This is a genomic window from Mesorhizobium sp. M0998 (assembly GCF_040318885.1).
In the GTDB taxonomy this organism is placed as follows: domain Bacteria; phylum Pseudomonadota; class Alphaproteobacteria; order Rhizobiales; family Rhizobiaceae; genus Mesorhizobium.
In genome coordinates this window covers 111,934-136,816 of sequence record NZ_JAMYND010000003.1, presented here as the reverse complement: position 1 = coordinate 136,816, position 24,883 = coordinate 111,934, and the positions used below count along the sequence as shown (strand labels likewise).

Genomic DNA, 24,883 nt, shown 5'->3' with positions numbered 1-24,883 from the left:
CGAGAACGAGGCAAGCAACAGAATGACCTCTCTCACGCGCTTTTCCGTCCAGCCGCTCTCGTCCATGACCCGGCGGCTGGCCGGCGTCGCTTCCGGGCGAGCCGATCCCGATCTGGTCATTGCCGGCGCACGCGTGTTGTCGACCTATTCGGAGCGCGTGCTTCCAGGCCGCGAGATCTGGTTGTCGGGAGGGCGGATCGCCGCTGTGAAGCCGGCCGGCACTTATAAGGGTGGCAGCGCCAGGATATATGACGCCAGGGGCGGCATCGTCGCCCCCGGCCTGGTCGATCCGCACATCCACATCGAATCCTCGATGGTGACGGCCTGCGCCTATGCCGAGGCGGCGCTGCTCAACGGCACCACGACCCTCTTCTGCGACAGCCACGAGATCGGCAACGTCATGGACGTTGCTGGCATCGAGGCGATGCTGGAGGACGCGCGCCTGGCGCCGTTGTCCATTTTCCTGACGGTTCCGAGCACCGTCCCGGCAACTTCGCCGTTGCTGGAAACGGCCGGTGGCGACCTGACAGCCGAGAAGATCGGCGCATTGTTCGACAAATGGCCGGAAGCCGTGGCGCTAGGCGAGAAGATGGATTTCGTGCCAGTGGCTATGGGCGATGAACGCAGCCATGCCATCCTCGCTGCGGCGCTGAGACGCGGCCGCCCGGTGTCGGGACACGTCTATGGACGCGAATTCGTGTCGGCCTATGCGGCCTCCGGCGTCACCGATACCCATGAGGCGATCGACCGCGAGATCGCCGACGACATGCTCGAGGCCGGCATCTGGCTGTTCCTGCGTGGCGGCCCGCCGACGACACCGTGGCACAGCCTGCCCGCAGCGATCAAGACGATTACGGAACTCGGAGCCTCGCATAAGCGCATCGCGGTCTGCACCGACGACCGCGATGCTGACGACCTGATGCTCTTCGGCCTGGACTGGGTGACGCGCGAGGCGATGAAGGCCGGCATGACGCCGGAGCAGGCCTGGTCGATGGGCTCGCTGCATGGCGCGACGCGCTTTGCAATGGAAGGCGAAATCGGAGGCCTCGGTGGTGGCCGCCGTGCCGACCTGGTGCTGCTCGACGACGGCTTCGATCCCGTTAGCACGTGGTATGGCGGCGAACTCGTCGTCGATGACGGCAAGATCATGCCGCTGCTCGACCAGGCCCTCTCGACCCGCTACCGCTATCCGGACACGGCCTACCACACAGTGAAGCTGCCGAAGCAGATCAAGCTGACGCCGGAGCTGCCAACCGGCAAGGTGGTGGCGCATACCATCCGCACCGAACTGCCGGGGATCACGCTCGGCCACCAGAAGATCACGCTCGATCCGTCCAACGATTGGCAGAACCATTTCGACCGCCACGGCCTGTGCTTCGTCACTGTGGTCGAGCGCCATGGCAAGTCGGACGGCAACGTCGCCTACGGGCTGCTCAGCAATTTCACGCTGCGACGCGGCGCCGTCGCATCGTCTGTCGGTCACGACAGCCACAACATCATCATCGCCGGCCTCAACGAGGCCGACATGCAGGTGGCGCTGCGGGCGATCGAGGAAACGCAAGGCGGCGTCTGTGTCGTCGTCGACGGCAAAGTGACTGCCATGGTTGAACTGCCGATCGCCGGCCTTTTGTCCGACAAGCGCGTCACTGAGGTCGCGGAGGAGGTGAAGATCCTCAAACGGGAATGGGAGGCGGCCGGCTGCTGCATTCCCTATATGGGCTTCAACCTCATCCCGCTCTCGGTCATCCCCGAAATCCGTATCACCGACAAAGGTCTCGTGCTGGTGCCGGAAATGGAGATCGTCCCCGCCTTTGAGGCCGCCTGAGTGGATCCCTTCCGACTTGGGCTGGTCTCACCGCGCATCCATTATTTCCAAATGGTCGCGCGGCTGGGCTCGGTTCGCCAGACCGCGCAGGCGCTCAACGTGGCGCCATCCTCCATCAGCCGCGTCATCAAGGGCCTGGAGGACGAACTGGGCACGCCGCTCTTCGAGCGTGTGCGCCAGCGACTGAAACTGACCAGCGCAGGCGAGCTTCTGCTCTACCACGCGCGTCAGAGCATCACCGAGTTGGCGCGCGCCTCGTCCGAGATCAATGATCTCAGTGGCCTCAACCGCGGCTCGTTGTCCGTGGCGATCGTGGAGAGCGCGGCGCGCGGGCTCGTGCCGAACGCGCTGAAGGAATTCTGGAAGCGCCACCCGCAGATATCGGTCGACGTGCATGTCGCCGGGTCGCAGCGCGCCTGCGATGCGGTTGCCGACGGCGAATGCGATCTGGCGCTTGCTTTCGACGTGCGCGTGCCGCGCAACGTGCGCAAGATCGCGAGCACGCCTCTGCCGCTGGGCGTCGTCGCTCATCCGGGCAGCCGCCTTGCCGGCCGCAAGGAAGTGAAGCTGTTCGATCTTGCCGGCGAACAGGTCATCGTCTCGGACAACAGCCTTGCTTTGGGCATTTCGATCGACGATGCGATCGGGCGCTCCATGATCGACATCACGCGACGGTCACGGACCAACTCGATCGGACTGATGACCGAGATGGTGCGCCTCAACCTCGGCGTGGTGCTTCGCACCAAGCTCGGCATCGAGCCGGAAGTGGCTGACGGATCGCTCGTTTTCGTGCCGTTGCGCGATTCTCGCATGAACCCGCACCGGCTGATGCTGCTCGCCCGGCTTGAACGCGAAATGTCGGATGCGGCCTCCGCATTCGCGGCGCTGCTGGCCCGCATGGTCGAGGCGTTGCATGATTAGTTGTTGCATTTTGCGCATCGATAAAGAGAGTAATTTGTCCCTATCTCGAACAACTGAGCTTTGCGAGACTTCCCGGCCGAAGGGGATGTCATGAAGCAGAGTGCGGTCGACGCGGTCATTCGGGGGCTTAAGCGGGCGGGAGTGAGCATCGTCTGCTATCTGCCCGATTCGTTGTTCAAGGAGCTCTACCCGGCCCTTGATGCCGATCCGGATATCCGCACGATCCGCGTCACCAACGAGGGTGAGGGCGCGGCGATATGTGGCGGGGTCTTCCTGTCGGGCAAGCGCGCGGCGCTGGTCATGGAAAATTCCGGCTTGCGCGCCTCGGTCGAGCCGCTGGCCCGCATGGGCCTTGGAGCCGGCATCCCGGTCATGATGCTGATGAGCTATCGCGGCGAGCTCGGCGAGAACAACTGGTGGGCAGTCCCGCATGGCATCACCATGGAGCCGGTGCTGAACGCGCTGCGCGTGCCGTACCGGATCGTCACGGAGGAGGCGAAGATCGAGCGCGCCATCCTTGACGCCTATTCCTGGTCCTATGCGTCCTATTACCATTCGGCTGTGGCGCTCGGCGGCGAGGTGGTGCGGTGAGACGCTTCGACTGCATGAAGGCGCTCGCCGCGCGGCTGAAGGATGAGCTGGTGGTCCTTTCGCTCGGCGGCAGCGTCGACGAGTGGTACAACGCCGCGCCGCATATGCGCGAGGCGAGCCTGTTCCAGCAGCAACTCGGCTGCGTCACGCCGCAGGCCTTCGGGCTCGCCGCCGGCCTGCCGCACCGCCGCGTCATTTCGCTCGATACGGATGGCGGCCTGCTCTTCAACCTTGGCATCCTGGCCACGCTCGGAAACGAGCAGCCGAAGAACCTCTTCGTCGTGGTCTGGGACAATGAGTGCTACCAGTCGATCGGCGGCCCGCCGACCCATACGGCGCTGGGCCGCGTCGACCTTGCCGCGATCGCGCGCGGCGCCGGCCTCGAGAACGCCCATACGGCGCGCACGGTGGAGGAGTTCGACGCACATTGTGCAAGGGGGCTCGCTGTGGATGCGCCCTATATCGTGGTCGCCAAGGTCTCGGGAACGGTCCAGCCGGACATCAAGCGCAAACACAGCGACGGCCGCGAGGACAAGTATATCTTCGTCCGCCATGTCGAGGCGAGCGAAGGCATCGTCATCATGGGCCCGAGCGAGCACAACTGACGAGATCATGGGCACCCTCGGACCTGTCGTCCCCCGACGCGCACTGAAACGCAGCTACGATTACGTGGTGGTCGGCTCGGGTTCCGGTGGCTGTGCGGTGACGCGGCGACTGGTCGATGCCGGCGCCGACGTCCTCCTGATCGAGGCCGGCCCGACGGGTCTTGGGTTCGAAGAGATCGAGGACCCCGGCAAGTGGGTGCCGCTTGGCCGCAGCACCTATGACTGGGGCTATGATTATGCTCCGACACTGAGGGTGAATGGGCGTACCATCGGCATCCCGCGCGGGCGCCTGCTTGGCGGCTCAAGCGCCATCAACGCGATGATGTGGTATCGCGGCCATCCGCAAGATTACGATGCCTGGGAGGCTGGCGGCGCCAAGGGCTGGAGCTTCGCCGACGTGCTGCCCTATTTCCGGCGCTGCGAGGACTGGCGCGACGGTGCAAGCGAGTTTCGCGGGGCGGGCGGTCCGCTCCACATCGAGCGGCCGGCGGCACTGCACCCGGTCGCGCATGCGCTGATCGATGGCGCGGCCGAGATCGGCATCCCCGTAATCGACGATCCGAACGGCCCCAGCAACGAGGGGGCGGCGGCCGCGAATTTCAACATCTGCGACGGCAAGCGCTGGAGTTCGGCGACGGGCTATCTCGTGCCGATCCTGGATCACCCGATGCTGACGGTGCTGACCGGATCCGCGGCCATCGGCCTGACGGTCGAAGGCAGCCGATGCGTCGCGGTCAAGCACCTCGTCGGCGGCGAAATCTGCGAAACGCGCGCGCAAAAGAGCATCGTGCTCGCGGCCGGGGCCATCGACACGCCACGCCTGCTGATGCTGTCGGGCATCGGCGATCCGATCGAACTGCAGCGCCTTGGCATTGCGCTCGTTCGCGCCCTGCCGGGTGTCGGCAGGAATCTTCAGGACCATCCGCTGGCGCAGGCCTGCGTCTTCCGCGCGAAACGACCGATCGGACCGATAGTGGGCAATGGCGGTGGCTCGATGGTCAACTGGAAGTCGCGGCCGGACCTGCCGCAGCCCGACCTGCATGCCTTCCCCGTCCAGGGCAACAGCGCCGAACCGGCGATCCGCGCGCGCTACGATCTATCCGGCGATGTCTTTTCCTTCGGTGCGGGCCTGATGCGCTCGAAGAGCGTCGGGCACTTGAAGTTGCTCGACGGCAAGCCCGGCGGGCCGCTCGAAATCCAACCGAACTTTCTGGCGGAACCGGAAGACCTCGACGCCATGGTCACTGCGATCGAGATGGTGATGGAGATGGCGGCTGCAAGGGCGAACGCCGGTGTCTTCCGCAACTTTGCCGCACCTGACCGCCGACTGACCCGCACCGAGACAATCGCCTTCATCCGCGAGGCGTGCACGACGTTCTTCCACACCTGCGGAACAGCCAAGATGGGCGAGGACGCGATGGCCGTCGTCGACAGCCGTCTCGCCGTGCACGGGCTGGACGGTCTGCACGTTGCCGATGCCTCGGTGATCCCAACGATCCCGACCTGCAATACCCACGCGCCCGCCACGATGATCGGCGAGCGCGCCGCCGATTTCCTGCTCGCGGCGGCAGCTTGAGGATGTCATGACCGACGGACCGCACACGGGGTACCCGCGATGACCCAAAGCCTCATCCTTGCTGCCGACACGCTGCTCACCATGGATGAAGATAACCACGCGTTGCCTGATGGCGCCGTGCTGGTCGAGGATGGTCGTATCGCCGCGGTCAGCGCACTCGCAGCATTGCGCGCTGCGTATCCGGCCGTGGCCGTGAAGAAACTCGACAATGCGGTGCTTTTGCCTGGGCTGGTCAATGCGCATGCGCATTCCGGTTTTTTGCGCGGCACGGCGGAGCACCTGCCGGTTTGGGACTGGCTGACGCTCCATATCAATCCGATGCATCGCGTGCTGCAGCCGCACGAGGCCGAGGCGGCATCGTGGCTCTGCTACGCGGAATCCGTGCTCGGCGGCACGACCACCGTCGTCGACATGTGGCGGTTCATGGAAGGCAGCGCCAGGGCGGCCGAGGCGATCGGCAACCGCCTGGTCGCCGTGCCTTACGTCGGCGAGCATCCCGACTACAACTACTTCGACACGCTCGACATGAACGAGGCGATGATCGAGGGCTGGCATCGCAAGGCGGGCGGCCGTATCAATGTGTGGGTCGGGCTGGAGCATCTGTTTTATGCCGACGAAACCGGCCAACGCCGGGCGATCGAACTCGCAAGGAAACACGACACCGGCTTCCACACGCATTGCAGCGAGGCCGAGATCGAGATCGCGGAATTTAAGCGGCGCTACGGCAAACGCCCGATGTTCGCGCTGGACGACCTTGGCTTCTTCGAAACGCCGCGCGCCATGATCGCCCACGCCGTCTGGCTCGATCGGGAAGAGATCGAGCTTATTTCCAAGCGCCGCGTTTCGGTGGCCCACAATCCTGTTTCCAACATGAAGCTGGCAAGCGGCATCGCGTTGGTGGCCGAGATGCTGAAGGCCGGCGTGCCTGTCGGGATCGGCACCGACGGCGAGAAGGAGAACAACAATTTCGATATGTTCGAAGAGATGAAGGTGACTTCGCTGCTGGGCAAGCTGAAGGACTTCGACGCCGCCGCCATGGATAGCTGGCAGGTGCTGCGCATGGCCACCATTCTCGGCGCCAGGGCGATCGGTCTCGACCACGAGATCGGCTCGATTGAAGTCGGCAAGCGCGCCGACATCATCGCGGTCCGCACCGATACGCCGCGCATGACGCCGGTCTTCCGCGACGGACCTTATTTCAACTTCCATCACAATCTTGTCCACGCCGTGCGCGGCAGCGACGTGTCTTTGACGATGGTCGATGGCGAGATCCTGGCCGAGGACGGCGCGCTGCGCACCGGCGACCTGCGCGAGATCATCGCCGAAATCCATCGCGTCGCGCCTGGCCTGTTCGCCCGGCGCGCCGCTTTCCTTGCCCAGAATTCCGGCGGCAGCCTGCAATGGACTCAATAAGGCGAGCCCCGGTCATGAAGACGACGGACAGGGCGGCACTGGACGATTGGTACGCGGTGGAGACGGTCGCCGACCTGGATGGCGCGCCGAGCCATACGCGGCTGCTCGGCCAGGACATCGAACTGGTCCGTGACATCACGGGCGAAATCACGGTTCGGGAGGTCCTGGACGACGGCAACCGCGGCCCCGCGCTGCCCGTCCGGCAGCGCTACGGCTGCGTCTGGACGACGCTGGGCCTGCCCGGGAAGGAAATCTTCGAGATCGCCGAGGCATCGGAACCCGACCGCCGCTACGTGCCCTGCGGCTGGGTGACGATGCGGGCGTCGGGTTTGCGTGTCGTAGAGAACTTCCTCGACATGGCGCATTTCCCCTTCGTGCATACCGACATTCTCGGCTCGGAGCCGCACACGGAAGTACCGGCCTATCTGAGCGAGATACGTCGCGAAGTAGACGAGGTCTGGGCGACCAATTGCACGTTTTTCCAGCCGCGCATTGCCGCCACGGAAAGCTCCGGCGCGTTCGTGCATCTGACCTATCGCGTGCCGAGCCCATTCGTGGTGATGCTCTATCGCGTGTGCCCCGTGGCGCCGGACCGGCTCGACGCAATCGCGCTGTTCATCCAGCCCATCGAGGAAGACCGCTGCCGCGCCCAGCCGGTCATGTATCTCGTCGACTCGGCTTCGACGCAGACGGCGTTGCTCAACTTCGAACAGGTCATCTTCCTGCAAGACCGGATCATCGTGGAGAACCAGCGGCCGCTGCGCCTTCCACTCGAGCCGCGGATGGAAATCCCGACCCGCGCCGACGGGTCCTCCATCGCCTACCGCCGCTGGCTGAAGGAAAAAGGCATCCGTTTCGGCACGACCGCGAGAGCCACATGACCGAATCGGGTCTCCAGGTGCTTCGCCCGACCTCCGTTGCCGAGGCGCTGTCATTGGCAGGCGAGGGCGCGTCGCAACTGGTCGCCGGGGGCACGGCGCTGCAGCTCGGCTGGGCGAAGGGCCTGCCAAAGCCGCGGCGCCTCATCGACATCGGCCGTATCGCCTGCCTGAAGGGCATCCAACTGGCCGGCGACGGGTTTCGGATCGGCACACTGACGACCCTGGGTGCCTTGGAGCGTGACCGGGCGATAGGCGAGACTTTGCCTCTGCTCGCAGCCGCAGGCCGCGCCACGGCGGGACCCGCCGTCCGCAATCTCGCAACGCTGGGCGGCAACGTCGCGGGGGGCACGGGTTGCCTTCTGCCGGCCCTGCTCGCGATCGATGCGAAGCTGGAGATCGTCTCACCGGCTGGGCGCGCCGTCGTGCCGCTCGCGCAATGGTTGGCCGACGCACCGTCAGCGGGCCTCATTGAGACGGTCATCGTTCCACCGCAGCCTGCCGCTCGCTGGACCCATCGCAAAGTCGGCCTGCGCGCCGCCTTCACCCCAAGCGTGGCCGGTGTCGCCGGGTTGATCGAAACGGCGGACGATCGTGTCACGATCGCGCGGCTCGCGGCCAGCGGCGGCGGGGAAGCAGCCCGTCTCGGTCACGCCGAAGCGCTGCTCATCGGCCGGCGCCTCCAAGAGATCGATTGGGCCGAGCTGCACGCCGCAATTCTCGAAGAGGCGCCGGCGATCGATGATGCATGGCGGTCCGACCGCTATCGGCGCAGTGTCGTGGCGAATGCGCTGGTCTTCGGGCTCGGCGGAAAGTTGTCCCAAGGAGCACATTCGCCGCGCCGGCGGACCGTGCCGTCCGGAAATCCACCTGCCGAAATTCTCGTGTCGCGATCGGAGATCGGCGCACGCTGGCACCAGCGGCCGGACGTTGCGCCGAAAATCGCAGGCAGGCTCGAATACCTGACCGACCGTCGCGAGCCCGCCATGCTGGTCGGGCGCATTCGGCGTGCCGGCATTCCCCATGCAAGGATCGTTTCCATCGATACGAGCGCGGCCGAGGCGCTGCCAGGAGTCGCGGCGGTTGTAACGCACCGCGACATTGCCGGCAGCAATGCCTTCGGCATTGTCGTGCAGGATCAGCCGGCACTGTGCTTCGACAAGGTCCGCTATTTCGGCGACGCTGTTGCTGCCGTTGCCGCTGTTGACACACGGACGGCCGAACGCGCGCTTGCTCTCGTCAGCGTCGAATACGAGCCGCTGCCAATTGTGAGCGATCCCCAACAGGCACTCGCCGCTGGGGCCGAGCCGGTCCACGCCTCAGGCAATCTGCAGTGCAGCTTCGAGTTCACGCGTGGCGATGCCGCCGCGGCTTTTGCCAAGGCAGCTCATATCGTCGAGGCTGTCTACGAAACGCCGAGCCAGATGCACGGCTTTATGGAGACGGAGGGCGGCTACGCTTTCGTCGGCACGGATGGTACCCTGAACGTCTTTGCCGGTGGGCAGCATGGCCGCCGCGACCGCATGCAGCTCTCGCGCATCCTCGGTATGCCGCAAGAGCGGATACGGGTGGTCACCAGCCCGACTGGCGGCGCTTTCGGCGGCAAGGACGAGCTGACCGTGCAGCCGGCCCTGGCCCTGCTGGCGCTGAAGACCGGACGCGCCGTGCGGCTGCATCTCGACCGGGCGGAATCCGTCATCGCGGGTACCAAGCGCAATGCCATGCACATCCATATGCGCACCGCCTGCGACGCCGAGGGTCGTCTGCTCGCCCAACAGGTGGATGTGATCGCGGATGCCGGCGCCTACGCGTCGCTCGGTCCGGGCGTGCTTGAGACGGCGCTCGAACACGCCTGCGGGCCATATGTCGTTCCCAACGTCCTCAGCTCGGGCAGGCTCGCCTATACCAATAACGGCGTCTGCGGCGCGTTTCGTGGCTTCGGTGCCAACCAGATGGCCTTCGCGGTAGAGTGCCAGCTGGACCGGCTGGCCGAAGCCCCCGGCATCGACATTATCGAGATACGGCGCCGCAATTTGCGCGAGCCTGGCACGCGAGGCCATCTCGGCCAGCAGGTCGCGCCGTCCGAACGTCTGGCCGAGATGCTGCAAGCCGCCGCTGCTGACCCGATCTGGGCCAAGCCGCGTGGTCCGTCGTTCGACGGCTCTGAGACGATCGGCGTCGGGATGGCGATGAACTATCAAGGCAATGGACTAGGCACGCTGCCGCCGGACCCGGCCGGAGGCGCGTTGCGCTTGGCTCCGGATGGCATGATCGAAGCGCTCTATGGCCTGGACGAGATGGGACAAGGCCTGCTCACCTCGGTGAAGGCCGCGGTCGCCGGAGCGCTCGGCTGCGGCCGCGACGATGTCCGGCCGGTCACCGGTGATACGGCGGCGACGCCCGAATCCGGCTCCTCCACCGCCTCGCGCGGCACTCACGTGGTTTGGCGGGTCGCGGCAGTCGCCGCACCACCTTTTACGCGCGACCTGCTGGCAGCAGCGGGCCAGCTGCTTTGCCGCGAAGCCGGGACGCTGGCGCTGGCAACCGGCGGTATCGTCGAGCGACATTCCAACAGCGGCTCACTGCTCATGAGTTTCGCCGAGCTTGCCGAGGCGTTGCCTCCCGACCGGCTGCCAGCTGCTGCCGTCAGCTTCGAGTTTCCGAAATCGGACTATCTGGAAGGCAATGCACGCCTGATCTTCGCCTTCGGCGCGACACTGGCGCGCGTTGCCGTGAGCCGCATCACCGGACAGGTACGTGTGCTCGACCTCCATCAGCACACCGCGGCCGGACCGATGCTCGATCCCGCCGCCTATCTTGGCCAGATCGAAGGCGGCGGCGTCCAGGGGCTGGGCTTCACCCTCACTGAGGACGCGGCGATGCGGGATGGCCGGTATCTTGCCGGCAACCTCGACTTCTACATGCTGCCAGGCATTGCCGACACGCCGGAAAGCTTCGCGACCTTCGCATTGGAGGATCTGGACGAGGACGACCCGTTCGGCCCGCGCGGAGTTGGTGAGCTTGGCATTGGTGCCGTGTCGCCAGCCGTCGTCAACGCGATTGCGGACGCCACAGGGGCTTGGCCCGAGCGCCTCCCGGTCGATCCTGAATGGGTACTCGACGCCCTGCAGAGGAGTGCAGCGTGAGTGGCGAGATCGCGATTACCTTTAACCTCAACGGCTGCCGCCAGGCGCTGGCCGTGCCCGCCGAGTTGCGCCTGATCGACCTGCTGCGCGATCATTTCGGCATGACTGCCGCCAAGATGGCTTGCGGCATCGGCCGCTGCGGCGCTTGTTCCGTGCTGATGGACGATCGCGCGGTCAATGGCTGTCTGCTCATGTCGTGGCAACTCGACGGGGCCACCATCATCACGCCGGAGGGTTTCGACGACCTTCCCGAAGCCATTGTCCTGCGCCAGGCTCTGGCGGCCGAAAACGCCTTCCAGTGCGGCTACTGCGCACCCGGCATTACTGTTGCGCTGACCGCTCTGCTGCTGGAGAATCCGGCTCCAGACGAGTCTCAGATCCGCACTGCGCTCGAAGGCAATATCTGCCGCTGTACCGGCTATCATTCCATCATCCGCGGTGCCCTCGCGGCGGTCGAGGCGTTCGCTTGCGGAGCACGGACATGACGGTCATCATTCGAAACGGTGCAGCCAGGCACGCAGGCGTCGAGGCGTTCCTGGCCAAACCCAGAATGCGGCACCTGATCGGCGGCGGCTGGTGCGACGCCAGCGATGGCGCAACCTTGCCCGCGACCGATCCTGCGAATGGCGACACGCTCGCGCTGCTGGCGCAAGGCACAGCCGATGACGCCGGGCGCGCCGTTGCTGCGGCGCGTGCTGCTTTCGAAGGCGAGAGCTGGCGCGACATGACACCGTCGGCACGCGGCAAGCTGCTATGGCGCATCGCCGACCTGATTGAACGCCATGCCGATGAGCTTGCAGAACTCGAGACGCTTGACCAAGGAAAGTCGCTGAAGACCTCGCGCTTCGCCGAGATTCCCGCCTCGGCCGAGCAGTTCCGCTATTTTGCCGGTTTTGCCACGAAAATCCTCGGCACGACCATCCCCACCTCCATCAGCTACCAACCGGTGGGCAGCAAGATTTTCGCCTACACGGTGCGAGAGCCGATCGGTGTCGTGGCTGCCATAACGCCCTGGAATTCGCCGCTGCTTATGGCCTCGATGAAGCTCGCCCCGGCGCTTGCCGCCGGCTGTACGATCGTGCTCAAGCCAGCTGAGGAAACGTCGCTCACCGCCCTCAGGCTGGGCGAACTGATGATCGAAGCCGGCTTGCCGGACGGCGTCGTCAATATCGTGACCGGTCTCGGTGAAACCGTGGGCGCAGCATTGGCTGCACATCCCGATGTCGATAAGGTCGCCTTCACCGGCTCGACGGAAGTCGGAAAGATGATCGTCTCCGCAGCGCGCGGCAATCTGAAGAAGCTGACGCTCGAGCTGGGCGGCAAGTCGCCGGCCATCATCATGCCCGATGCGGACATGGGGCTCGCAATCCCCGGAGTGGCTCGGGGGATCTTCGCCAATGCCGGCCAGGTCTGCGTCGCCGGCTCGCGTGTCTATGCGCATCGCTCGATCTACGACCGTCTGGCGGAGGGGCTGGCGGAAGAAGCGCGAAAGCTGCGTCTCGGACACGGGCTTGACCCGGATACCGACCTTGGTCCGCTGGTCAACGGGACCCAGGCTGCGCGCGTCGCCTTCTACGTCGGCGATGGTGCTTCCAGCGGCGCCGAGATCATCGCCGGCGGCCGGCGCTTCGACAACTTCTTCGAGCCGACCGTGGTTACCGGCGTGCGCCCGGACATGCGCATGATGCGCGAGGAAATCTTCGGCCCAGTCGTTGCCGTGACACCGTTCGACGATGTCGCGGAGGCGATAAGCCTTGCGAACGACTCGCCCTACGGCCTCGCCGCAAGCGTCTGGACCCGCGACCTATCCACTGCGCATCGCCTTGCCGCAAGTATCCGGTCGGGCACCGTCTGGATCAATTGCCATTCCTACTTCTCGCCGGAACTGCCGAAGGGCGGCCACAAGCAATCCGGTTGGGGCTATGAGAACGGCGCACCGGGCCTGGAGAACTATCTCGAGACGAAAACGGTCTGCGCGGTGATTTAGCCGCGCCTTTTCCGCGATGTTCGCGGATCGGAGGCTGACAGCCCTCCATCGGCGGACAAGGATTGATCGAAAATTGCTCGGATCCTCCTGAGGACCAGTCCCTTGGCGGCGCTGGTCCACATCGACGTTGCGCTTGACTCGTCCATATTATCCGTAATAAATCATACATATTGCCATCGAAAAAAGGCGGCAGGTCTGGGAGGACCGATGAAAATCACGGCCATCAAGGCGCGCGTCTGCAATGCGGAGATGCGCAACTGGGTCTTCGTCCGGGTCGAAACCGACGAGCCCGGGCTGTTTGGCTGGGGTGAGGCAACGCTGGAATGGAAGACCCGAGCCGTCGTTGGGGCGCTTCAGGACCTTGAGGCCCTGCTCATCGGGCAGGATCCGCGCAACGTGGAGCAGTGCTACCAGATACTTACGCGCCACGGATTTTGGCGTCTTGGCGTCGAGGGAATGTCTGCCGTCAGCGGCATCGAGATCGCGCTCTGGGACATCCTGGGCAAGTCATTGGGCGTCCCCGTCTGGCGCCTTCTGGGCGGACAGGTTCGCGACTATCTGCGCACCTATACGCATCTCGGCCTCGGAGACATGAAGGCGGTCTATGAGACCGGATCCGCGGACGCGATCGTGGAACGCGGACGCATCGTGACGCAGGCAGGCTACGATGCGGTCAAGGTCGTCTGCATTCCCTACACCCACTACGCATCGCCTGCGAAAGCCGTTGATTCTGTCGCCAACATGGTTGGCTCACTTCGCGAGGCCATAGGTCCGGACATCGACATCATGGTCGATTTCCATGGACGCCCTGCATCCGTTAACGCTGCGATGGACTACCTCAGAGCAATCGAGCCGGCCCGCATCATGTTCGCGGAAGAACCCGTGCCGCCCGAAGATGTTGCCGGACTGGCGCATATCACGGCGCGATCGGCCGTGCCGATCGCTTCCGGCGAGCGGCTGATCGGGCGTCGCGAATTCACGCACTCGATCGCAGCCCGTGCCTTCAACATTGCCCAGCCTGATATTTGCCACACTGGCGGTCTGCTGGAGACAAAGAAGATCGCGGCCATGGCGGAAACGGCAGGCATCGGCCTTGCGCCGCACAACCCGCTCGGTCCGATCGCTGGCGTCGCTGCTCTTCACTTCGGCATATCGACGCCAAACGTCGTCATTCAGGAGGAGATGTCCGGTGCCGTCGCCTGGTACGACGACGTCGTTACCTGGCCAATTCGGCGTAAACCAGGCCGCTGGGACCTGCCCGATCTGCCGGGCCTTGGCGTCACCGTCAATGAGGACGTCATCGCGCGTCACCCCTTCAAGCAGGAAGTGCTGCATGCCCGCAATGCCGTCATGCCGGACGGCACCGTGGTCGACTGGTGAATGCAATGGCAGGCCGGCTGCAAGGAAAGATCGCAATCATCACGGGCGCCGGCCAAGGCATAGGTGCCGCCACCGCCCGCGCCTTTGCAACACATAGGGCAAAGACCGTCATTGCCGAACTGAATGCGGCAAGCGGCAAAGCGGTCGCCGACGAATTGCGTGCCGGAGGCGCCGACGTATTGTTCGTCGAGACGGATGTCACGGACACATCCGCGGTCGCGGACATGGTCGCCCGCACGATCACGGCCTATGGCGGCGTCGACATTCTGGTCAACAATGCCGGTGCCAATGTCTTCTACGAACCATTGCTGATGCCGGATGAGGAATGGGAGCGCTGCCTCAAGCTCGACCTCCAGGCCGCGTGGTTCTGCGCCAAGGCGGTTTTGCCGACGATGCTGGCGAAGGGCTCGGGGTCCATCGTCAACATAGCGAGTTGCCACGCCTTCCAGATCATTCCCCATACGTTCCCGTATCCGGTCGCCAAGCATGCACTTTTGGGCCTGACCCGTTCGCTGGCCATCGAATATGCCGCACGCGGTATCCGGGTGAACGCGATCGCCCCCGGTTATATCGAGACGCCGATCGCGGAAGCCTACTGGAACACATTCCCGAACCCCGCCGAGGAGAAGCGGCGAGCCTACGACCTCCATCCGCCCAAGCGAATTGGCCGGCCGGACGAGGTTGCAATGACGGCGGTTTTCCTCGCTTCGGACGAAGCGCCGTTCATAAATGCCGAGACGATCACCATCGATGGTGGGCGCTCGGTTCTCTACCACGACTAGCAACCACCATTGAGCTCAGGGAGGATCTTCATGAAAACCACAACAAAGGCTTTGGCGACATTTGCGGTACTGGCTGCCGGACTGATGAGTGGCGCAGCAAGCGCAGACGACATCAAGATCGGCTACATCAACAAGATGGGAGACCACCCATGGTTCGTCGCCGAAGTCGGCGGCGCCAAGAAAGCGGCTGAGGCGGCAGGGGCCGCGTTCGTGTCGCAGGACGTTCAGTTCGACGCCAATTTGACGATCACGACCTTCGATACGATGGTCGGCGATGGCGTGAAAGGCATCGCCATCGTTGTCCCCGACAAGGCACTGGGACCGGTCATCGCGGAGAAAGCAAAGGCCGCAAAAATTCCCTTGGTGGCGGTGGACGACGATATCTACTACCAGGATGGCACCCAGGTCCCCTATGTCGGCATGAATGCTTACAATATCGGTGCGCGGGTGGGCGAAGAGCTTGCCAAGCTCTACAAGGCTGAAGGCTGGGCGGGCAAAGAGGTGCGCATCGCCTCGATCGAGGACCGCAAGGCCGATACCTGCATGCAGCGCAACAAGGGCGCGGAAGAAGCGTTCCTGAAGGCGGTGCCCGATTTCAAGCCGGGCAACATCGTTCGCGTCCCCTACGACAACACGATGGTCAACGCCATCGACGTGATGACCACCACACTGACGGCCAATCCCAGCGTCACGAACTGGATATTCTATTCATGCAACGATGACGGCGTGCTGGGTGGTGCGCGAGCACTGGAGAATGCTGGCTATTCCGCAGACCAGGGCATGGGGATCGGCATCGACGGGAGCCGCGCCTGCGATGCCTTCGGATCCGGAAAGCCCTCGGCGTTCCGTGGTACGATGTGGCTCAATTCGGAAAATCATGGCGCGCTGGCGGTGAAGATTCTCTTGGCCTCCATCAAGGACGGAACCAAGCTTCCCGTTCAATCCTTCACTGACCCGGAATACATCACCGCCGACAATTTTGCGTCGGACTACAAAGCCAAGCTCTGCCACTGAACCAGATATGCGTCATGCGCCGCAGTGCGCATGACGCTCTTTGGGCCGGCAGTTCGTCGACGGGCACACGGGATCGATCCTCGGGAGTGAGCTTTTGACGCAATCGGATTTCTTCTCGCTCGACAGGATATCGAAGCGCTTCGGCGTCGTGCAGGCGCTCGACAATGTCTCGATTGCCTTTCGGCCAGGAGAGGTGCTTGCCCTGGTTGGCGAGAATGGCGCCGGCAAGTCGACAATGATGCGAATTCTCGAGGGCGTGTTCGCACCGGACACCGGCACCGTGCTGCATGGCTCCACGCCGATCGTTTTCAGCGAACCGCGCGACAGCCACAGAGCCGGAATACGCGTCATCCATCAGGAGCCGGAGATCGTTCCGAACCTGACCGTGGCCGAGAACATTTTCGTCGGCGAACTGCCGCGGCTGGCAGGCGTCCTGCTCGACTGGCACAGGCTCGAGGACCAGACCGATAAGGTGCTTGCGACCTTCGGCATGCAGCAGGATATGCTGCCGCGTCAACTCTGCAGCACACTCGGTCCGGCACAGCGCCAGATGATCGAAATCATGCGCGCCATACGTGCCGGCGGCCGGCTGATCGCATTCGATGAGCCGACCTCGTCACTGACCGACGACGAAGCGCGCCGTCTGTTTTCAGTAATTCGCCGGCTGCGCGGCGAGGGCACTTCGATCGTCTACATCTCTCACAGGCTGAACGAGGTCATCGACCTTGCGGATCGCATTGTCGTGTTGCGGGACGGCCGGCTGGTCGATGATTCCCCCGCTGCCGGTGCCAGCGAGCAGACCATAGCCAAGCTCATGGTGGGCCGCGACATAGCCGATCTGTTTACGCGCGAGACGTGGCAATCGGGGCAACCGTTGCTGGAGGTGGCGGGCCTGACCACCGATCACGTCACCGATGTGAGCCTCAAGGTCCGCCGTGGCGAGGTGCTCGGCATTGCCGGCCTTATGGGTGCGGGTCGATCCGAACTGGCAAAGGCGATTGTCGGCTATGATAGGCGCCTCGACGGAACCATAACGATGAATGGTGTGCCCGTTGGCCCCAACAGTCCGCATGCAGCGATCGTGGCGGGCATCGGCTTTGCCCCAGAAGACCGCAAGCACGAGGCGCTGCTGTTGTTCCGAAGCATTCTTGATAACGCCTCGCTTTGCGTGCCCGACAGAACGTCGACCTTCGGCTTCTTCAACCGGCGCAAGGCACTGGAGATCGTCTCACCGCTTGCAGCAAAGATGTCGATCAAGGCGCCTAACCTCGACGAACAGGTTTCGAAATTATCGGGTGGCAACCAACAGAAGGTCGTTCTCGCGCGCTGGCTTGCGCGGCAGCCGATGCTTCTCATCCTCGACGAGCCGACCCGCGGCATCGACATCGGCGCCAAGGCGGAAATCTATCGCCTGATCGACGAACTCGCCGCCAGCGGCATCGGCATAATCCTGATTTCCTCGGAAATGCCGGAACTGATCGGGCTGGCCGACAGGGTGCTTGTTATGGCTGGAGGCCGGATCACGGCCGAACTTTCCCGCCCTGACATCGACGAGGCCACGATCCTGAGACATGCCATGCCTCAATCTGCAGCATCGCTTGGAGGACAAATTCAGTGAACAGCCTTGAGCTCAGGACAGCAACAACGCAAACCGGCAAAAGGCGCGCTTCCTTGCGCATCGCAGAGCGCATCGGCATTCACAACATAAGCCTTCTTGTTGCTCTCGCCATTCTCGTGCTCATTTTCGGCACCCTGAGAGGCGACGTGTTCTTCTCCAGCCGAAACCTGCTGAACATCGGTCTAGGCATTACCATCCTGGGCGTTCTGGCGATGAGCCAGACCGTGGTTATTGTCGCCGGAGGGCTCGATATTGCCGTCGGCGCAATTGTCGGTCTGACCACAGTATCGACGGCAATGGCCATCCAGGCCACCGGATCACCCGCCGCGGGCATTCTTGCCGGCCTGGTCCTGGGCGGTCTTGCCGGCCTCGTGAACGGCATCATCATCACCTATGGGCGGGTCAACGCTGTCATCGCGACTCTCGGTACGATGGCGATCTTCCGCGGCATCGCGTTCATCATGTCCGACGGGCAATCGATCGCGATTTTCAGCGAGACTTTCCGCTTCATCGGGATCGGACGAATCCTCGGCCTGCCTCTGCTGATCTGGATTCTCTTGCTGACCGCGATCGTGTTCCATCTCTTCCTTGCCCGCTCGATCGTTGGCCGCAACATCTATGCCCTGGGCGGCAATCCCGTTGTCGCACGCTTCTCCGGCATCGACATCAACCGCTACCGCGTCGGCATCTACATCATGAGTGGAGTGGCGGCCGGATTGGCCGGGATTCTGTTGGCTGCCCGTACCGGCTCCGGGCAGCCCGTATCCGGATCCCAAGGCCTGGAACTCGAGGCCATCACAGCGGCCGTTCTTGGTGGCTGCGCCTTGCAGGGCGGCAAGGGCACGATCGTCGGCGCACTGCTGGGCGTCGCCATCATTGGCGTCCTCAACAACGGAATGATACTGACGTCCGTGCCAACCTTCTATCAGTTGCTTGCCAAGGGCTCGCTGCTGATACTTGCTGTGGTAATTGCCGAGTACCACTTGAACAGGACATGACGATGGACGCGGCGATCGCTTCGACTGGCCAAGGCAAGCAGGACATTCCTGCCGCAGATGGCACCACGTCATCGCTCAAGGATCGCATCGCACGCGATCTCGGACAGCGCATCCTCGCCGGCTCCTACGCCCAGCACTCCGTCCTGCCGACGGAAGCCGAGCTTTGCGTTATCTACGGGGCGAGCCGCACCGCGCTTCGCGATGCTCTTCTGACGCTTTCGGCGAAAGGATTGATCGAGGCGCGCAAGCGGGCCGGGACGCGTGTGCGCGTGTCGAGCGAATGGAACAGGCTGGATGCACAGGTTCTGGAATGGATGCGCGATATCGAGCCCGATCTCGATTTCGTCCGAGGATTGATCGAGGCGCGGCTGGTCATTGAACCCGCTGCCGCCCAACTTGCGGCCAAGATGGCGACGTCAGGCGATCTCGCGGTCATCGAAGCGGCCTATGAAGCCATGCGCATTGCTCCGCAGGATGATCTCGCTGCGTGTCTCGATGCCGACGTCAGGTTTCATACGGCCATCCTGCGTGCCAGCCGCAACCCGGTGTTCGCCAATCTCGGCAATATGCTTGCGGCCGCCCTCAGCTTCTCCTTCCGCTTGACCACATCGGCCACCGCTAATTACCAGCAGACGCTGAGCGCGCATGGCGACGTGCTGGAGGCAATCAGGATGCGGAGGGCCGACGATGCACACGATCAGATGAAGGCGCTCATCGGGATCGCGTCGAACGACCTTCTTGCAGTGGCTCGCAAAGGCCGCCATCAACAGCCGATCGCCGCTGCCAAGGCCAGTACCGTCTGAAGCGGATGGTCGGGACGATCAAGATCAGAAGCGGAGACCTGTCTGCTGAAATCGTCCCATCGCTTGGGGCAGGTCTTGCGAGACTGGACCATGGACGCGTGCCGCTCTTCAGGCCTTGGCCGAACGGCGGGAGCAGCAACCCGTTCGACCTTGCCTGCAACCTGCTTTTGCCATGGTCAAATCGCATCTCGGGCGGCGGGTTCACATTCGACTGCAAATTCCACGAACTGCCTGCCAATGTTGCACGCGAGCCCTTTCCCATTCACGGCAATGGATTTTCGAGCGAGTGGGACGTCGACAGCGTAACGCAGGACAACGCAAAGCTGTCGCTCATCAGCAACGGGCCCGGCCCATACCGATATCGCGCCGAGGTGAGCTACGCGCTGGCCGGACAGGGGCTCGAGCTGAAACTTCGCATCGTCAATCGGGCCTCGATCAGATTGCCGTTCGGGCTTGGCATCCATCCATGGTTCCCGAGAACAGCGTTGACCACGCTTCACGCCGCGGCATCACAGGTTTGCCTCGAACGGCCCAACCATCTCCCTGAACGATATGTGGATGTCAAAACCCATCCTGACTGGGATTTCGGCGCCCCGGCCGCCTTGCCGAGCGGATGGATAAACAATGTGTTCGCTGGCTGGGATGGTGTCGCCTCCATATCTTGGCCAGAGCACAGTTGCAGCCTGCGGATTGAAGCTTCATCGCCCTTGAATTTCTACCTGGTCTATTCGCCATCGGACGAGAGCGACTTCTTCTGTTTTGAACCGGTCAGTCATGTTGTCGATGCTCATAATCGGGGTTCGATCGACAAATGGAATGGACTATCGGTGCTTGGGCCCGGCGAGAGCCTAGCAGCCCGTTGCAGTTTTGCCGTCAGTTAGGCGGTCCTCTGCGGCGCCCTCGAATTGGCGGATGTCGGCCAGCATGTCCGGTGACAACGAAGCCGGCTTTTCGTCCAAACGGAGCTTGGGAAGAGGGAACTCCGGCGAGCGGGAACCCGTGAGCCAGTTCGACGTTTGCCGGATGTCGCTGCGCAGCTCGTCTGCTTGACGGCCCACCAAATGTGCCTGGCAGGATTGGACCAATGACGGATGTTGAACCAAAAGAATTCGTGCTCGCGGGCATCGTCATGAAGCGACTGGTCTCCGGCGAACAGACGGGAGGCTTGTTGGGTCTCTTCGAAAACAGAAGCGACGGGCACACCAAAACGCCAATCCATGTTCATGCGAATGACGACGAGACGGTCTACGTCATCGAAGGGCACTTGACCGCAATTGTGGACGGTGTGGTCCGAACGCTCTCGCCCGGCGAGAGCATGTTTTTGAAGCGGGGCATCCCGCACCAGCTTATGAATCCCGGCAATCAGCTCGTTCGCTATATCCTGATAGACACGCCAAGTGTGTTCGAGCAGTTTCTCGCCGAAGGTGGCCATGAACGCAGCAAGGGAGAGGTGGTCGGGCCGCCGACGCCTGCCGATATCGAGCGGCTCAAAGTAGCCGCGCCGAAGTTTGGGATTACGCTCCTGCAGGACTGGCCGGCAAGAGAGTAGACGGCTTCGTGATGGCGGCTTGGATCGCCGCTAAAGCCGGCCCTTGCCCGAGGAACCGGTATTGGCTAGCCGTCGGCAATCCAATCCGAGAGGCTTCGCGAAAAACTTCGCGGCACGATGAGTTCGCACGCGGTCTCGCCGGTGCGCAGGAAGAGCACGGGCACGTGATGGAAGGATGTTTGCACGGCGCGGCCCGGAGCGGCGGTCGGCGCGCGCCAGTTGACGGCAATGCAGCCGGACAGAAGCCTTGCGATACGAGGGCCGGCCATTTTCAAACGAACACGACCTTCCCCGAGGGGCACGGAACAGCCGAGATCGGGGTCGACGACAAGGGCTGGCGCTTCTGTGCCTTCGTCGAGAGCCAGCCAAAGGCGGCGAGGTGCAACGCGGATGGTCAAAAGGCCCTTGTGGCGAACCGTCTCTCCCACCGAAGCGGGAAGTTTCGTGTTGAGCGACGCCGAGACGCTCTTTTCGAATTGTCTCAGTGTCGCGTCCCAGCCCTCGATCTGGATAAGCGGACAATCCGCCACGGACAGACTGAAATCCCGAGAAGAGGTCAAGCTAGCCATGCAGCCGTTCTCCCTGCGGATCAATGAATACCGGCCAGACAACGCGGGCGCGAACCGTTTCGGCCTTCATCGGATAGACCGCCACGACCTCGCTTCCTTCTGCCGCGACATCACCGGCAAGCAGGGCCAATCCGACATAGCGGTCGAGTTCTGGGCTAAAGGTGATCGAGGTCACCCGGCCGCGGCCATGGCCCTCGATCTTGTCGTCGGGCAGGAACAGGATCGCCCCGCCGCGGAGGCGCTTGCCGTCTTCGGCGCATTCCAGTCCGACCAGCCGCTGGCGCTCAGGCGCCTGATAGGCCTGGCGGCGGCGCAGTACATCGCCGACGAAGCCGCTGCGCTTGCCGGCCATGCGGCCGAGGCCGAGATCGTCGAGCGTCGTGCGCCCATCGATCTCCGGTCCGGCGACATGGCCCTTTTCGACCCGCAGCGCGCCGAGCGCCTCGACACCGTAAGGCTTCAGGTCGAAGGGTCTGCCGGCTTCGAGCAAGAGGCTCCAGAGCTGTTCACCGGCAGTGGCGCCGACATAGACTTCGTAAGCGCGCTCGCCGGAATAACTGAGGCGCAGGATGCGGAGCCCACGGCCCTGCCACTCGCTTTCGAGTAGCCCCATATGCGGAAGCGCCGCGTCGGAAACGTCGAGACCAGGAAAAGCAGCACCGAGGATTGCGCGGCTGTTAGGCCCGGCAACCGACATCGCCGCCCATTCATCGCTGACCGAGGTAACGGCCACACGCAAATCCGGCCAGGCCGTGTCGAGCAGGAATTCGAGACGCGACAGCACATCGGCGGCCTTGGCGGTCGAAGTGGTCATGAAGAACCGGTTTTCCGCCAGCCGCGTCGTGGTGCCGTCGTCGAAGACGATGCCGTCGTCGCGCAGCATGACGCCGTAGCGGGCGCGGCCTATCGCCAGTTTGGCAAAGCCGTTGGCATAGACGCGGTCGAGGAAGATTGCCGCATCCGGGCCCTGGACATCGATCTTGCCGAGCGTGGAGATGTCCATCAGCCCCGCGGCCTGACGCACGGTACGCATTTCGGCAACATAGGCCTCGTTCACGTCGCGGCCCGACTGCCGGTAGAAATAGGGCCGCATCCAGAGCCCGACCTCGAGCATCTCGGCGCCATTCGCCATGTGCCAGTCGTGCATCGGCGTGCGGCGGATCGGCTTGAAATGATGGCCGACGGCGCGTCCGGCAAGCGCGCCGATCGCCACCGGCGTATAGGGCGGGCGGAAGGTCGTGGTGCCGGTCTCGGGAATCGTTGCGCCGCGCAGCGCTGCCATGGCGGCAAGTGCAGGAAAATTGCTGGTCTTGCCCTGATCGGTGCCCATGCCGAGCGTGGTGTAGCGCTTCAGATGCTCGACCGATTCATAGCCCTCACGATGGGCGAGCTCGATATCCCCGGTCGTCACGTCCATCTGGAAATCGACGAAGGCTTTTCCACGTCCGACCGAAGGGGCTTCGCGAAGTAGCGTCGTAGCGGTCTCGCCGAGATCGAGTTTCGATGGAGCGGGCACCGGCGCCGACTTGCCGCAGGAGGCTGCCGCTTCGATGCCGGCGCGATGGCCGTGCTCGACGGCAGCGGCGGTCGCATAAGCTCCTATAATTGCGCCGGCGCCGAACTGGCTGGCTGAAAAGACGCCCGGCACGAAGCCGTCAATGTCGTCGCGATAGACAGGTTTGACACCGAGGTGGGAGGTGAGATGCACGGTTGGCGACCAGCCGCCGGAGATGCAGACCAGGTCACAGGCGGCCGAGGATTGTCCCTCCGGTCCATTGAGCGTTACGCGCCTGACGGTATGGCCGCCGTGCAGGTCGACGATGCGCGTTGCGGCCCGCACCACCACGCCGAGCCGTGCGGCTTCCGCGGCAAGTGCTGCGGGCGGGACGGCGCGCAGATCGGCAACCGTCACCTCCGCGCCGCCTGCGGCGTAATCGAAGGCGGTGCGCCAGGCACCGTCATTGCTGGTGGCGACGATGATTTTCCTGCCCGGCAGGACGGCGAAACGGTTGAGGTAGGTCCGCGCGGCCGAGGCGAGCATGACGCCGGGCCGGTCGTTGTTCGAGAACACCATTGGTCGCTCGATGGCGCCGGTGGCGAAAACGATGGCGCGGGCGCGCAGCATGGTGACCGTTTGGCGTGTCTCGCCATTCGGCTGCGGATCGGTTGGATCGCGCTGTTCGACCAGTCCAAGCACATTGTCGTCATAGCTGCCGAAAGCGGTCGTCCGCTTCATCAACGCGACGGTTTCGAAGCCCTCCAACTCGGCCTCGGCCTGCCTCAGCCATGCGGCCGCTGCGCTGTCGGACGGTTCCGCCAGAAGCTGGCCGCCAAGCAGGAAATCCTGCTCGATCAGCGCGACCCGCGCCCCGGCCGCGGCGGCCGCCCGCGCCGCCGACAATCCCGCCGGGCCGCCGCCGACGATGGCGACATCGGCGAAGGCATGATGAACCTCGTAGCGGTCGGGATCGGGGCCGGTGCCGGCTTTGCCCAGGCCGGCCGCCTTGCGGATGAAATGTTCGTAGAACATCCAGGCGCGGCGCGTCGGGCCCATGAAGGTCTTGTAGTAGAAGCCGGCGGACAGAAACGGCGCGAAAAGGCCGTTGACGCTTTGCACGTCTAAGGCAAGCGACGGCCAGCGGTTCTGACTCTCCACGACCATGCCGTCGGCGAGTTCCAGCGTCGTCGCCGGCAGGTTCGGCTCGCGCCTGCCGGCGCTCCCGAGCGTAACCAGCGCATTCGGCTCTTCGGGCCCGGCGGAAAAAATGCCGCGCGGGCGATGATATTTGAAGCTGCGCCCGACCAGAGTGACGCCATTGGCGAGCAGCGCGGAGGCGAGCGTGTCGCCGCGATACCCAATCAGCTTGCGGCCATCGAAGGTGAAATCTACCGGCACCTCGGGACTGATGCGGCCACCCGCTGGCAGGCGTTTGCGGTTCGAACTCATGCCGGTTGTTTCCTGACAGTCGATTTCCTGGCGAAGTCGACGGATGCGATCGCGTGGTTGCGGGTGTCGCGTTCGACCACCAGCCATTGCCGGCAGCCGGTCACGTGCTGCCAGAATTCACGGTGCGGGCCGGCCGGGTTTGTCCTGATATAGACGTAGCGGTACCAGGCCTCCGGATCGGCGTCGTCATGGGCCGGACGCGTGACCGAGGCATCGCCGCCATAGCGGAACTCGTCATGGTCGCGCGGGCCGCAGCAGGGGCATTCGATGCGCAGCATTTT

General features: G+C 63.8%; 21 protein-coding genes. 18 read left to right on the top strand and 3 right to left on the bottom strand.

Features of this window, described 5'->3' with window-relative positions; genetic code table 11:
* Nucleotides 1-22: 22 nt before the first annotated feature.
* The 18 genes from NKH59_RS04080 (at nucleotide 23) to NKH59_RS03995 (ending at nucleotide 21,086) form a co-directional block, all read left to right on the top strand.
* Nucleotides 23-1,825: an adenine deaminase gene (locus NKH59_RS04080; RefSeq protein ID WP_352470591.1), complete on the top strand. Its 1,803-nt coding sequence runs from the start codon at nucleotides 23-25 to the stop codon at nucleotides 1,823-1,825.
* On the top strand, nucleotides 1,826-2,746 hold the full coding sequence (locus tag NKH59_RS04075) for a LysR family transcriptional regulator (RefSeq protein ID WP_352470590.1): 921 nt from the start codon (nucleotides 1,826-1,828) through the stop codon (nucleotides 2,744-2,746). It begins immediately after the preceding gene.
* Between the two features lie 90 nt (nucleotides 2,747-2,836).
* Nucleotides 2,837-3,337 carry a thiamine pyrophosphate-binding protein gene (locus NKH59_RS04070; protein ID WP_352470589.1) on the top strand — a complete coding sequence of 167 codons (501 nt, stop codon included), beginning with the start codon at nucleotides 2,837-2,839 and terminating at the stop codon, nucleotides 3,335-3,337.
* Entirely contained in the window at nucleotides 3,334-3,942 is a 609-nt protein-coding gene (locus tag NKH59_RS04065; protein ID WP_352470588.1) for a thiamine pyrophosphate-dependent enzyme, read from the top strand. Before NKH59_RS04070 ends, NKH59_RS04065 begins: the two co-directional genes overlap by 4 nt.
* Before the next feature lie 7 nt (nucleotides 3,943-3,949).
* Nucleotides 3,950-5,518 (top strand): GMC family oxidoreductase, encoded by a 1,569-nt coding sequence (locus NKH59_RS04060; protein WP_353021054.1) that lies wholly within the window; start codon nucleotides 3,950-3,952, stop codon nucleotides 5,516-5,518.
* A 39-nt stretch (nucleotides 5,519-5,557) separates the two neighbouring features.
* The gene (locus tag NKH59_RS04055; protein WP_352540083.1) at nucleotides 5,558-6,931 is read left to right on the top strand and encodes an amidohydrolase family protein; all 1,374 of its coding nucleotides are present in this window, start codon (nucleotides 5,558-5,560) and stop codon (nucleotides 6,929-6,931) included.
* 14 nt (nucleotides 6,932-6,945) lie between these two features.
* Nucleotides 6,946-7,812, top strand: a complete 867-nt coding sequence (locus NKH59_RS04050; RefSeq protein ID WP_352470585.1) for an aromatic ring-hydroxylating dioxygenase subunit alpha — start codon at nucleotides 6,946-6,948, stop codon at nucleotides 7,810-7,812.
* Nucleotides 7,809-10,955, top strand: coding sequence for a molybdopterin cofactor-binding domain-containing protein (locus NKH59_RS04045; protein ID WP_353021053.1), 3,147 nt, complete (start codon nucleotides 7,809-7,811; stop codon nucleotides 10,953-10,955). The genes NKH59_RS04050 and NKH59_RS04045 overlap by 4 nt, the downstream gene beginning before the upstream one ends.
* Entirely contained in the window at nucleotides 10,952-11,440 is a 489-nt protein-coding gene (locus NKH59_RS04040; RefSeq protein WP_352470583.1) for a (2Fe-2S)-binding protein, read from the top strand. The genes NKH59_RS04045 and NKH59_RS04040 overlap by 4 nt, the downstream gene beginning before the upstream one ends.
* Nucleotides 11,437-12,942: an aldehyde dehydrogenase family protein gene (locus tag NKH59_RS04035; RefSeq protein ID WP_352470582.1), complete on the top strand. Its 1,506-nt coding sequence runs from the start codon at nucleotides 11,437-11,439 to the stop codon at nucleotides 12,940-12,942. Before NKH59_RS04040 ends, NKH59_RS04035 begins: the two co-directional genes overlap by 4 nt.
* Before the next feature lie 207 nt (nucleotides 12,943-13,149).
* Nucleotides 13,150-14,322: a galactonate dehydratase gene (gene dgoD / locus NKH59_RS04030; RefSeq protein ID WP_352470581.1), complete on the top strand. Its 1,173-nt coding sequence runs from the start codon at nucleotides 13,150-13,152 to the stop codon at nucleotides 14,320-14,322.
* Nucleotides 14,323-14,327: 5 nt separating this feature from the next.
* The gene (locus tag NKH59_RS04025) at nucleotides 14,328-15,104 is read left to right on the top strand and encodes an SDR family oxidoreductase (RefSeq protein WP_353021051.1); all 777 of its coding nucleotides are present in this window, start codon (nucleotides 14,328-14,330) and stop codon (nucleotides 15,102-15,104) included.
* A 30-nt stretch (nucleotides 15,105-15,134) separates the two neighbouring features.
* Nucleotides 15,135-16,118 (top strand): substrate-binding domain-containing protein, encoded by a 984-nt coding sequence (locus NKH59_RS04020; protein ID WP_352470579.1) that lies wholly within the window; start codon nucleotides 15,135-15,137, stop codon nucleotides 16,116-16,118.
* A 94-nt stretch (nucleotides 16,119-16,212) separates the two neighbouring features.
* On the top strand, nucleotides 16,213-17,736 hold the full coding sequence (locus NKH59_RS04015) for a sugar ABC transporter ATP-binding protein (RefSeq protein ID WP_352768608.1): 1,524 nt from the start codon (nucleotides 16,213-16,215) through the stop codon (nucleotides 17,734-17,736).
* Nucleotides 17,737-17,789: 53 nt separating this feature from the next.
* Complete coding sequence (locus tag NKH59_RS04010) at nucleotides 17,790-18,734, top strand: ABC transporter permease (RefSeq protein WP_352540082.1); 945 nt, start codon at nucleotides 17,790-17,792, stop codon at nucleotides 18,732-18,734.
* A 2-nt stretch (nucleotides 18,735-18,736) separates the two neighbouring features.
* Nucleotides 18,737-19,537 (top strand): FadR/GntR family transcriptional regulator, encoded by an 801-nt coding sequence (locus NKH59_RS04005; protein ID WP_352684659.1) that lies wholly within the window; start codon nucleotides 18,737-18,739, stop codon nucleotides 19,535-19,537.
* Between the two features lie 5 nt (nucleotides 19,538-19,542).
* Nucleotides 19,543-20,418: an aldose 1-epimerase gene (locus tag NKH59_RS04000; RefSeq protein WP_353021049.1), complete on the top strand. Its 876-nt coding sequence runs from the start codon at nucleotides 19,543-19,545 to the stop codon at nucleotides 20,416-20,418.
* Nucleotides 20,419-20,621: 203 nt separating this feature from the next.
* A complete protein-coding gene (locus NKH59_RS03995; RefSeq protein ID WP_353021047.1) occupies nucleotides 20,622-21,086 on the top strand; it encodes a cupin domain-containing protein in 465 nt (154 codons plus the stop codon).
* A 65-nt stretch (nucleotides 21,087-21,151) separates the two neighbouring features.
* Here NKH59_RS03995 and NKH59_RS03990 read toward each other — a convergent pair whose 3' ends face one another.
* Genes NKH59_RS03990 through NKH59_RS03980 form a run of 3 tightly spaced genes read right to left on the bottom strand, consistent with a single transcriptional unit; the run spans nucleotide 21,152 to nucleotide 24,880 of the window.
* The gene (locus NKH59_RS03990) at nucleotides 21,152-21,655 is read right to left on the bottom strand and encodes a sarcosine oxidase subunit gamma (protein WP_353021046.1); all 504 of its coding nucleotides are present in this window, start codon (nucleotides 21,653-21,655) and stop codon (nucleotides 21,152-21,154) included.
* A complete protein-coding gene (locus NKH59_RS03985; RefSeq protein WP_353021043.1) occupies nucleotides 21,648-24,602 on the bottom strand; it encodes a sarcosine oxidase subunit alpha family protein in 2,955 nt (984 codons plus the stop codon). The genes NKH59_RS03990 and NKH59_RS03985 overlap by 8 nt, the downstream gene beginning before the upstream one ends.
* On the bottom strand, nucleotides 24,599-24,880 hold the full coding sequence (locus tag NKH59_RS03980; RefSeq protein WP_353021041.1) for a sarcosine oxidase subunit delta: 282 nt from the start codon (nucleotides 24,878-24,880) through the stop codon (nucleotides 24,599-24,601). Before NKH59_RS03980 ends, NKH59_RS03985 begins: the two co-directional genes overlap by 4 nt.
* Nucleotides 24,881-24,883 lie beyond the last annotated feature (3 nt).

Excerpts from the sequence above, each read along its gene's own strand:
- NKH59_RS04080 (WP_352470591.1), top strand. The coding sequence starts at position 23 with ATGACCTCTCTCACGCGCTTTTCCGTCCAGCCGCTCTCGTCCATGACC.
- NKH59_RS04070 (WP_352470589.1), top strand. The coding sequence starts at position 2,837 with ATGAAGCAGAGTGCGGTCGACGCGGTCATTCGGGGGCTTAAGCGGGCG.
- NKH59_RS04060 (WP_353021054.1), top strand. The coding sequence starts at position 3,950 with ATGGGCACCCTCGGACCTGTCGTCCCCCGACGCGCACTGAAACGCAGC.
- NKH59_RS04055 (WP_352540083.1), top strand. The coding sequence starts at position 5,558 with ATGACCCAAAGCCTCATCCTTGCTGCCGACACGCTGCTCACCATGGAT.
- NKH59_RS04050 (WP_352470585.1), top strand. The coding sequence starts at position 6,946 with ATGAAGACGACGGACAGGGCGGCACTGGACGATTGGTACGCGGTGGAG.
- NKH59_RS04045 (WP_353021053.1), top strand. The coding sequence starts at position 7,809 with ATGACCGAATCGGGTCTCCAGGTGCTTCGCCCGACCTCCGTTGCCGAG.
- NKH59_RS04035 (WP_352470582.1), top strand. The coding sequence starts at position 11,437 with ATGACGGTCATCATTCGAAACGGTGCAGCCAGGCACGCAGGCGTCGAG.
- dgoD (WP_352470581.1), top strand. The coding sequence starts at position 13,150 with ATGAAAATCACGGCCATCAAGGCGCGCGTCTGCAATGCGGAGATGCGC.
- NKH59_RS04025 (WP_353021051.1), top strand. The coding sequence starts at position 14,328 with ATGGCAGGCCGGCTGCAAGGAAAGATCGCAATCATCACGGGCGCCGGC.
- NKH59_RS04020 (WP_352470579.1), top strand. The coding sequence starts at position 15,135 with ATGAAAACCACAACAAAGGCTTTGGCGACATTTGCGGTACTGGCTGCC.
- NKH59_RS04005 (WP_352684659.1), top strand. The coding sequence starts at position 18,737 with ATGGACGCGGCGATCGCTTCGACTGGCCAAGGCAAGCAGGACATTCCT.
- NKH59_RS04000 (WP_353021049.1), top strand. The coding sequence starts at position 19,543 with ATGGTCGGGACGATCAAGATCAGAAGCGGAGACCTGTCTGCTGAAATC.
- NKH59_RS03995 (WP_353021047.1), top strand. The coding sequence starts at position 20,622 with ATGACGGATGTTGAACCAAAAGAATTCGTGCTCGCGGGCATCGTCATG.
- NKH59_RS03990 (WP_353021046.1), bottom strand. The coding sequence starts at position 21,655 with ATGGCTAGCTTGACCTCTTCTCGGGATTTCAGTCTGTCCGTGGCGGAT.
- NKH59_RS03985 (WP_353021043.1), bottom strand. The coding sequence starts at position 24,602 with ATGAGTTCGAACCGCAAACGCCTGCCAGCGGGTGGCCGCATCAGTCCC.
- NKH59_RS03980 (WP_353021041.1), bottom strand. The coding sequence starts at position 24,880 with ATGCTGCGCATCGAATGCCCCTGCTGCGGCCCGCGCGACCATGACGAG.